Source organism: Methylibium sp. T29-B, assembly GCF_000576225.1.
Taxonomy (GTDB): domain Bacteria; phylum Pseudomonadota; class Gammaproteobacteria; order Burkholderiales; family Burkholderiaceae_C; genus Methylibium; species Methylibium petroleiphilum.
In genome coordinates this window covers 1-8,084 of the sequence record NZ_AZSN01000160.1, presented here as the reverse complement: position 1 = coordinate 8,084, position 8,084 = coordinate 1, and the positions used below count along the sequence as shown (strand labels likewise).

Genomic DNA, 8,084 nt, shown 5'->3' with positions numbered 1-8,084 from the left:
TTCCAGCAACGCCAGCTCGGACTCGGTCCGCAGCGCAGTCAGCGGGGTGCGCAACTGGTGTGCCGCATCGGCGATGAAATGGCGCTGCCGCGTCGCGTCGGCCGCCACGCGCTGCAGCAGCTGGTCGATCGCGTTGAGGAGCGGCTGCACCTCGCTGGGCATGCGCCCGCGACGCAGGGGCCGCAGGTCGTCGAGCGAGCGCTGCGCCAGCTGCTCGTTGACGGACTCGAGCGGCTGCATCGCGTGCCGCACCACCCACCAGATCGCCACCGCGAACACCAATGCGAACACCAGCGCGAGCGTCAGTGTCAGGACCAGCGATTCGTTGCGCGCCTTGTCCCGCTTGACCAGCGTCTCCGCCACGCGAACCTGACACAGCCGGGCGCCGCACTCGACCGCGTGCACCGCCATCCGCACGGGATGATCGTCGACCCGCGTGTTGAACATCCGGCGCTCGCCACGAGCGAGCGTGATCGGCGGACTGGCCAGCGGGGCGTCGCCAGCCAGCCGCTGGCCGTCGGCGTCGAGCACGATGTAGTAGGTGGTGTCCGTTGCGCTCGTGCGCAGCGACTGCTCGGTCTGCTGGTTCAGCTCGAACTCCATCTGCCCGTCGATCACGTGCACCAGGTTGCCCAGCGCCAAGGCCCAGTCGCTCAGTCCGACGTCGTAGGCATCGCTGGTGCGCTGCAGCTGGCCGCGCAGGTCAAAGAACAGCCGCACCGGCGCGATCAGCACCGTGAGGAGCACCACCCACAGCAGGAGGGTGGCCTTCAGGCTGTTGAGCATCACTGCACGGAGGGAGCGGCTCCGGCGACTTCTTCCACGAGGTAGCCGAAGCCGCGCACGGCGCGGATGCGCAGGCCGGCCGGCTCGATCTTCGGCCGCAGGCGCGAGACGTAGACCTCGACCGCGTTCTCCGACAGCGCATCGTCCCAGCCACTGATGGCCTGCAGAATCTGCTCCTTGCCGACGACATGTCCGACCCGGCTGAGCAGGTACTCGAGCACCGCCCATTCGCGCGCCGACAAATCGAGCGGCTGTTCGCCGATCCAGGCCCGGTTGGCCTCGAGGTCCATGCGCAACCCACCCATCGAGAGCACGCTGCCCTGGCGCGCCTGGTGACGGCGCGTCAGCACCTTCACCCGCGCGATCAACTCGGCCAGCGCGAACGCTTGACGAGGTAGTCGTCGGCGCCCATCTCGAGGCCGTGCACGCGATCCTCGATCGCGTCGCGCGCGGTCAGCATCAGGACCGGCAGGGTCGAGCCCTGCTCGCGCACACGACGCAGCGTCTCGAAGCCATCGATGCCGATCAGGCCGATGTCGAGGATCAGGAGGTCGTAGGGATCCGTCTTGACAGACGTCGGGACCGGTTCCCCGCGGGGCGTGTGGTCGACCACCCAGCCTTGCGAGCGCAGTGCGCGCGCCGTCGACTCGGCCAGTGCCGGGTCGTCTTCAGCCAGCAGGATGTGCATGGAGGATGGGTCTTGCGCGAGTGCCTTGGAACGGTGAATCATGTTCGAAGTGGAAGCGATGACCATGGCCCGCACTGTAGCGCGCAGGCCTGCCTCCCCGTCGACCCGCATCGTCTCCGCTGCGTTCGGCAGCGTACTGACGGTGGGCTGACGCCAACCTGAGGGGAGATGCACGCCGGCCGCGCGATCCGGCCTCAGCAGAACGCCTGGATTCCCGTGATGGCCCGCCCGAGGATCAGGGCATGCACGTCGTGCGTGCCCTCGTAGGTGTTGACCACCTCGAGGTTGACCAGGTGGCGCGCCACGCCGAACTCGTCAGAGATGCCGTTGCCGCCCATCATGTCGCGCGCCATCCGGGCGATCTCCAGGCTCTTGCCGCAGGAGTTGCGCTTCATGATGCTGGTGATCTCGACCGCCGCCGTGCCTTCGTCCTTCATGCGCCCCAGCCGCAGGCAGCCCTGCAGACCCAGCGTGATCTCGGTCTGCATGTCGGCAAGCTTCTTCTGGATCAGCTGGTTGGCCGCCAGCGGCCGGCCGAACTGCGGGCGGTCGAGCACGTACTGGCGGGCGCGGTGGAAACAGTCCTCCGCAGCACCCAGCGCTCCCCAGGCGATGCCGTAGCGGGCGCTGTTGAGGCAGGTGAAGGGCCCCTTCAGGCCGCGCACCTCGGGAAAGGCGTTCTCCTCGGGACAGAACACCTCGTCCATGACGATCTCGCCGGTGAGCGAGGCCCGCAGGCCGACCTTGCCGTGCACCGCAGGGGCTTCCAGGCCCTTCATGCCCTTGTCCAGGATGAAGCCTCGGATCTGCCCGCCATCGTCCTTGGCCCAGACAACGAAGACGTCGGCGATGGGGCTGTTGGTGATCCACATCTTGGCGCCGCTGAGGACGTAGCCGCCCTGCACGGCGCGCGCGCGCGTGGCCAGGCTGCCGGGGTCGGAACCGTGGTTGGGCTCGGTGAGGCCGAAGCAGCCGATCCATTCGCCGCGGGCGAGCTTGGGCAGGTACTTCTGTTTCTGGGCTTCGGTCCCGAAGGCGTGGATGGGCACCATGACGAGCGAGCTCTGCACGCTCATCATCGAGCGGTATCCGGAATCGACACGCTCGACCTCGCGGGCCACCAGGCCGTAACAAACGTGGTTGAGGCCGGCGCCACCATAGGCTTCGGGAAGCGTGGCGCCGAGCAGGCCGAGCTCGCCCATCTCGCGGAAGATGGCCGGGTCGGTCTTCTCGTGGCGAAAGGCCTCCAGCACACGAGGCGCCAGGCGGTCCTGGCAGTAAGCCTGCGCGGCGTCGCGCACAGCGCGTTCGTCCTCGCTCAGCTGGCTGTCGAGCAGCAAGGGGTCGTCCCAATGGAAGCTGGCGGCCATGGCGGTCTCCGGGTAAGAAACGCAGTCTAGCGAGCTCGCAGCGCCCGGGGTGACGGGCCATCGCACCTCGACCGCAGCGGCATTTGTAAGCATATGCTCACTATCGAAGAGGTTTCGGCTTGCCCGATCGAAGCAGTGTGATCCGGGCAGTCCTTGGCCCTTCCGTCTTGGAGTTTTAGCACTCGTTTTACGTGAGTGCTAATATTGATGGAACGAAAGGAGGTTCTGGATGTCTTTCGATGCCATGAACACCACGCTGTCCCTGAACACTTCCGCGGGCTCGCAGGCGCTGACGGTGCGCGATCCGTGGGCGCTGGTCCCGTCTCTCGGCGACCTGAATGCCTATATCGCCGCCGTGAACCGCCTGCCGATGCTGACGCTCGAGGAAGAGCAGTCGCTCGGCCAGCGGCTGCGTGACGAACACGACCTCGAGGCTGCCGGTCGCTTGGTGCTGTCGCACTTGCGTCTGGTCGTGTCGGTATCGCGTCAGTACCTGGGCTACGGACTCCCTCACGGCGACCTGATCCAGGAAGGCAATGTCGGCCTGATGAAGGCCGTCAAGCGCTTCGACCCCAACCAGGGCGTGCGACTGGTCAGCTATGCGCTGCACTGGATCAAGGCCGAGATTCACGAGTACGTGCTGCGCAACTGGCGCATGGTCAAGCTGGCGACCACGAAGGCGCAGCGCAAGCTGTTCTTCAACCTGCGCTCGATGAAGCAGGGTTTCAAGGGCGATGCCACCGACAGCGACCTGCACCGCAGCACGCTGACCGATGCCGAGATCGACATCGTGGCCAGTGAACTCAAGGTCAAGCGCGAGGAAGTGATCGAGATGGAGACGCGCCTGTCGGGTGGCGATGTCGCGCTCGATCCGCAGACCGACGACGGCGACGAGAGCTACGCGCCGATCGCCTATCTGGCCGACGACCGCCACGAGCCGACGCGTGTGCTCGACGCCCAGCGCCGTGACGCGCTGGCCGGCGACGGCATCGGCGAGGCGCTGGACGTGCTGGACGCGCGCAGCCGACGCATCGTCGAGGAACGCTGGCTCAAGGTCAACGACAACGGTTCGGGCGGCATGACGCTGCATGAACTGGCCGCCGAGTACGGCGTCAGCGCCGAGCGGATCCGCCAGATCGAGGTAGCCGCCATGAAGAAGATGCGCAAGGCGCTGGCCGCCTACGCCTGAGTCCCTGACGTGCCTTGCGGCGACGACAAAGCGGCCCGCGGGCCGCTTTGTTCATGGGGCCGGCCTTTTTTCAGGCCAGCAACTGCTTCAGATCGGCCACCCAGGCTCGATCGGCTGTCCGTAGCGCACGAACAGACGGAGCCGCCCTTGCGGATCGTAGACGTACGCGCCCGCCGTGTGGTCCATCGTGTAGCTGTCCGCCGCCTTGCCCGGGACCTTGCGGAAGAAGGCCTTGAAGGACTTCGCGACCGCCTGGGTCTGCTCAGGCGTGCTGCGCAGCGCGACGAAGCTCGGGTCGAAGCTGCTCATATAGGCCTTCAGGATCTCCGGCGTGTCGCGCTCCGGATCGACGGTGATGAAGACCGCCTGCAGCTTGTCGCCGTCCGCGCCGAGCTGCTTCTTCACGGCGGCCAGTTCGGCCATCGTGGTGGGGCAGACATCGGGGCACTGTGTGTATCCGAAGAACACCACGGTCGCCTTGCCCTTGAAGTCGGCCAGCGTGCGCGGGTGCCCCTCGACGTCGCTCAGAGCGAAGTCGCGTGCGTAGTCGGCGCCGGTGATGTCGATGCCCTTGAAGGGCTCGGCGGGCTTGGCCGCCGGGTCGCAGGCGGCCAGCAGCCCGAGCGCGGCACAGACGGTGAGAACGGCGAGCCTGCGCATCATCATGGCGTACCCCGCAGCAGCGGGCCCAGGTAGTGGTCGAGCAGCAAGGCCGCGAACAGCAGCGACAGGTGCCAGATCGAGAAACGGAAGGTGCGTCGCGCCAGCGCTTCGCTGTAGTGGCGCCACAGCCGGAAAGCATGGCCGCAGAAGCCCACACCCAACGCGCAGGCCGCGACCAGGTAGAACCAGCCGCTCATGCCGTAGACGAAGGGCAGCAGGGTCGCGGCGAACAGCACGAAGGTGTAGAGCAGGATCTGCAGGCGCGTAAAGTCGTTGCCGTGCGTCACCGGCAGCATCGGCAGACCGGCCCGCGCATAGTCTTCGGCGCGGTAGAGCGCCAGCGCCCAGAAATGCGGCGGCGTCCACAGAAAGATGATCAGGCAGAGGATCCACGGTTCGGCGCCGAGTTCTCCGCGCATCGCGGCCCAGCCCAGCACCGGCGGCATGGCGCCCGAGGCACCCCCGATCACGATGTTCTGCGGCGTCGCCGGCTTCAGCAACACGGTGTAGATCACTGCATAGCCGACAAAGGTGGCGAAGGTGAGCCACATCGTCAGCGCATTGACCCAGACCCACAGCACGGCCATGCCGGCCACGCACAGCAGCACGGCGAAGCTGAGGGTCTGGGTGTTGCTCAGCTCGCCCTTCGCTGTCGGGCGCCAGGCCGTGCGCTTCATCTTCGAATCGATGGTCTGCTCGACCAGGCAGTTGAAGGCTGCGGCGGCGCTGGCCACCAGCCAGATGCCGATCGAGGCCGCCAGGGCCACGCCCCAAGCAGGCAGCGACGGCCAGCCGGGCACGGCCAACAGCATGCCGATGGCTGCGCAGAACACGATGAGCTGCACCACGCGCGGCTTGGTCAGCGCGCTGAACTGGCGCCAGCGCGACAGCCAGGTGTGCAGCGCGGCGGGTGGGGTGGCGAGGGTCTCGGACATGTCTGCAGCAAGAAGCAATTCTAGGAAGCGCGGCGCGTCACGAGCGGCGCGGTGGCCCGGGACGACGCGGCAACCGGGCGCGCGACGTGGTACGCAACAGCAACGCCGTCAACAGCAGTACCAGCGCGGCCGCGCCGCCGGTGTGGGCCACGGCCGCCAGCAGCGGCCAGTCGAGCACGACGTTGCTGACGCCGGTAACGACCTGCCACGCAGCCACGCCGACCAACCCCGCGGCGTAGCGGCGCAGCGCCGGTTCTCGCGCCAGCCGCCACACCAGCCAGGCCAAGCCACCGAGCAGCAGCAGCGCACCCAGGCGATGCGTCATGTGGATCGCCGTCAGCGCCGCGAACGGCAGCCACGCGCCGTCCTTGCCCACGCCCAGCGGGCGCAGCACGGCGAAGCCGTGCTCGAAGTCCATCGTCGGCCACCAGCGCCCCTGGCAGGTGGGGAAATCGCTGCAGGCCAGCACCGCATAGTTGGTGCTGACCCAGGCGCCGAGCGCGATCTGCAGCACGGCCAGCAATGACACGATGACCAAGCTGCGGCGCAACGCGGAGCTCACCCCCACGACCCGGTCGGCGGCCGGACGCCAGGCCTGTGCCGCCAGCAGCGCCAACAACGCGAGTCCGCCGAGCAGGTGCGCCGTGACGATGGCCGGGTAGAGCTTCAAGGTCACCGTGAAGGCACCGAAGGCGCCCTGCACACAGACCCATAGCAGTGTGACGGTGGCCCACCAAGGAGAGACCCGCGTCGGCGCTTCGGAACTCCCCCGGCCGTCGCGGCGCCACTGCTGCCAGCTCAGCAGCGTCATCACGGTGATCAGGACACCGACCGCCGTCGCGAGGTAGCGGTGCACCATCTCGACCCAGGCCTTGCCGTGCGTGACCGGGCCGGTCGGCAGCGCACTCTGAGCGGCCTGGATCTCGTCACGGGCGCCCAGCGGGCTGGCGCTGCCATAGCAGCCTGGCCAGTCAGGACAGCCGAGTCCGGAATCGGTGAGCCGCGTGAAGGCGCCGAACAGCACCAAGTCGAAAGTGAGAAAGAGCGTCAGCACCGTCAGCGCCCGCAACCGGTCGCGGCCGTCGCCGGAGCGCGTGCGCGCCCACACCCAGGCCAGCGGGCCGAGCGCGATCACGCAGCCCAGCAGCGCCATGCGCGCGAGCGGCTCGAGGTCGACGAGGGCTGCCGAGTCCATCTGCCGCCTTCAGCGCCCCGGCTCGTCCCAGCTGGCCGCTGCGCGCATCAGCTTCTCGAGGTCGCGCTTGATGCGATCGGGCTCGCTCGGGGCCGGAAAGCGCATCATGTAATTGCCGAGCGGATCGACCAGGAAGAAGTGCGCTGCCAGCCCCTGGCGGTCGCTGCCCGCCAGCCAGCGGTCGAGCGCCGCCGCCGGCGCCCGCAGCACGGTGGCGCCCTGCAGGGCCGGCATCAGCTCGGAACGGGGGGCTGCGGCATCGTCGATCAGCCAGACGCGATCGAGCCGGTCCTTGTGCTTGCCGAGAGATTCCCGCAATTGCCGCTGCAGGTAGAGCTGGCGCTCACACTGCGCATCGCAGGCCCCGCCCGCCACCGCGATCAGCAGCCACTGGCCCTTGAGGCGGGACGGATCGACACCGGCGCCCTGCAGGTCGCTCAAGGGCAGCTCCTCCGCGCTCGGCAGGGGCCGCTGCGGCTCCACGAGCATGCCGTGGTTGGTGCGTCCCTGGGGCCGGATGACGTAATAGGTGAAGTAGGAGGCGATCACCGGTGCCGCGCACACCAGCAGCACCAGCAGCATCTTCAGACGCCCGTGACGCACTGCGGCGTTCGGCAGCGTCGGCGACGGCAGACTGTGCACGGCGAAGCTCAGCGGCTCCGCAGTGGCCGCCTCAGCGCGCGGTGCGCCGCCGCCGGAGCCAGGGTTGGAGGAGTTGGAACCAGACATACAAACCGGTCAGCAGGGTGGCCAGGGCGAACCACTGGAAGGCATAGCCGTAGTGCTTGTGCACGTCGACTGCCGGTCGCGGCCATTGCCGCAGCAGGCCGTCTTCGGGCACGCCGCCTTCCGTCTGGACGATGGAGAGCGGACGCAGCCCGAGTCCCGTTTCTCGGGCATAGGCATCGATGACGATATTTTGCCGGAGCCGGCCCGACTCCTCGTCGGCAAAGGCATACAGCCGAGCAGGAGCCGGGGCGATCTGCCCGACCAACTCCACCCGGCCGCCGGCAGTCGGCACGTCGGGCAGCAGCGCGCGGTCGCGCAGGTCGCGTGGCGCCCAGCCGCGCTGTACCAGCACGGCATCACCGGGCGCAAGCTCCAGTGGCGTGAGCAGGAAGAAGCCCGGACGACCGTTCATCTGGCGGTTGTCGAGAAAGACGCTGTGCTCCGGCCGCCAGCGCCCGGCCAGCGTGATGCGCCGGTGCCATTGGCCGGCGGCGGTCGCGGCATCGCGGGCCAGCGCCACGGCCGGCAG

General features: G+C 68.2%; 10 protein-coding genes. 1 reads left to right on the top strand and 9 read right to left on the bottom strand.

From position 1 onward, the window contains the following. From Y694_RS18035 to Y694_RS18025, 4 genes are all read right to left on the bottom strand, one after another. Window positions 1-786: sensor histidine kinase (locus Y694_RS18035; protein ID WP_036235037.1), on the bottom strand; the 786-nt coding region annotated here is incomplete at its 3' end. After that, window positions 786-1,142 carry a response regulator transcription factor gene (locus Y694_RS26855; protein WP_310732271.1) on the bottom strand — a complete coding sequence of 119 codons (357 nt, stop codon included), beginning with the start codon at window positions 1,140-1,142 and terminating at the stop codon, window positions 786-788. The genes Y694_RS18035 and Y694_RS26855, both read right to left, overlap by 1 nt. Before the next feature lie 8 nt (window positions 1,143-1,150). Then, window positions 1,151-1,474, bottom strand: a complete 324-nt coding sequence (locus Y694_RS26850; RefSeq protein ID WP_310732270.1) for a response regulator — start codon at window positions 1,472-1,474, stop codon at window positions 1,151-1,153. A 194-nt stretch (window positions 1,475-1,668) separates the two neighbouring features. Next, a complete protein-coding gene (locus tag Y694_RS18025; protein ID WP_036235036.1) occupies window positions 1,669-2,844 on the bottom strand; it encodes an acyl-CoA dehydrogenase in 1,176 nt (391 codons plus the stop codon). 244 nt (window positions 2,845-3,088) lie between these two features. Here Y694_RS18025 and rpoH point away from each other — a divergent pair, with 244 nt between their 5' ends. After that, window positions 3,089-4,033 (top strand): RNA polymerase sigma factor RpoH, encoded by a 945-nt coding sequence (rpoH, locus tag Y694_RS18020; protein WP_173402816.1) that lies wholly within the window; start codon window positions 3,089-3,091, stop codon window positions 4,031-4,033. An 87-nt stretch (window positions 4,034-4,120) separates the two neighbouring features. Here the strand turns inward: rpoH and Y694_RS18015 are convergent, their stop codons facing one another. The 5 genes from Y694_RS18015 to Y694_RS17995 form a co-directional block, all read right to left on the bottom strand. Next, window positions 4,121-4,699, bottom strand: coding sequence for an SCO family protein (locus Y694_RS18015; protein WP_036235033.1), 579 nt, complete (start codon window positions 4,697-4,699; stop codon window positions 4,121-4,123). Continuing rightward, the gene (cyoE, locus tag Y694_RS18010) at window positions 4,696-5,631 is read right to left on the bottom strand and encodes a heme o synthase (RefSeq protein WP_036235031.1); all 936 of its coding nucleotides are present in this window, start codon (window positions 5,629-5,631) and stop codon (window positions 4,696-4,698) included. The genes Y694_RS18015 and cyoE overlap by 4 nt, the downstream gene beginning before the upstream one ends. 37 nt (window positions 5,632-5,668) lie before the next feature. Beyond that, window positions 5,669-6,826, bottom strand: a complete 1,158-nt coding sequence (locus Y694_RS18005; RefSeq protein ID WP_036235029.1) for a heme A synthase — start codon at window positions 6,824-6,826, stop codon at window positions 5,669-5,671. Between the two features lie 9 nt (window positions 6,827-6,835). After that, a complete protein-coding gene (locus Y694_RS18000) occupies window positions 6,836-7,555 on the bottom strand; it encodes a hypothetical protein (RefSeq protein WP_011830751.1) in 720 nt (239 codons plus the stop codon). After that, window positions 7,500-8,084: SURF1 family protein (locus Y694_RS17995; RefSeq protein ID WP_036235027.1), on the bottom strand; the 585-nt coding region annotated here is incomplete at its 5' end. The genes Y694_RS18000 and Y694_RS17995, both read right to left, overlap by 56 nt.

Coding starts and splice junctions, on each gene's coding strand:
- Y694_RS18000 (WP_011830751.1), bottom strand. CDS start 7,555: ATGTCTGGTTCCAACTCCTCCAACCCTGGCTCCGGCGGCGGCGCACCG.
- Y694_RS26850 (WP_310732270.1), bottom strand. CDS start 1,474: ATGCACATCCTGCTGGCTGAAGACGACCCGGCACTGGCCGAGTCGACG.
- Y694_RS18015 (WP_036235033.1), bottom strand. CDS start 4,699: ATGATGATGCGCAGGCTCGCCGTTCTCACCGTCTGTGCCGCGCTCGGG.
- Y694_RS18025 (WP_036235036.1), bottom strand. CDS start 2,844: ATGGCCGCCAGCTTCCATTGGGACGACCCCTTGCTGCTCGACAGCCAG.
- Y694_RS18005 (WP_036235029.1), bottom strand. CDS start 6,826: ATGGACTCGGCAGCCCTCGTCGACCTCGAGCCGCTCGCGCGCATGGCG.
- rpoH (WP_173402816.1), top strand. CDS start 3,089: ATGAACACCACGCTGTCCCTGAACACTTCCGCGGGCTCGCAGGCGCTG.
- cyoE (WP_036235031.1), bottom strand. CDS start 5,631: ATGTCCGAGACCCTCGCCACCCCACCCGCCGCGCTGCACACCTGGCTG.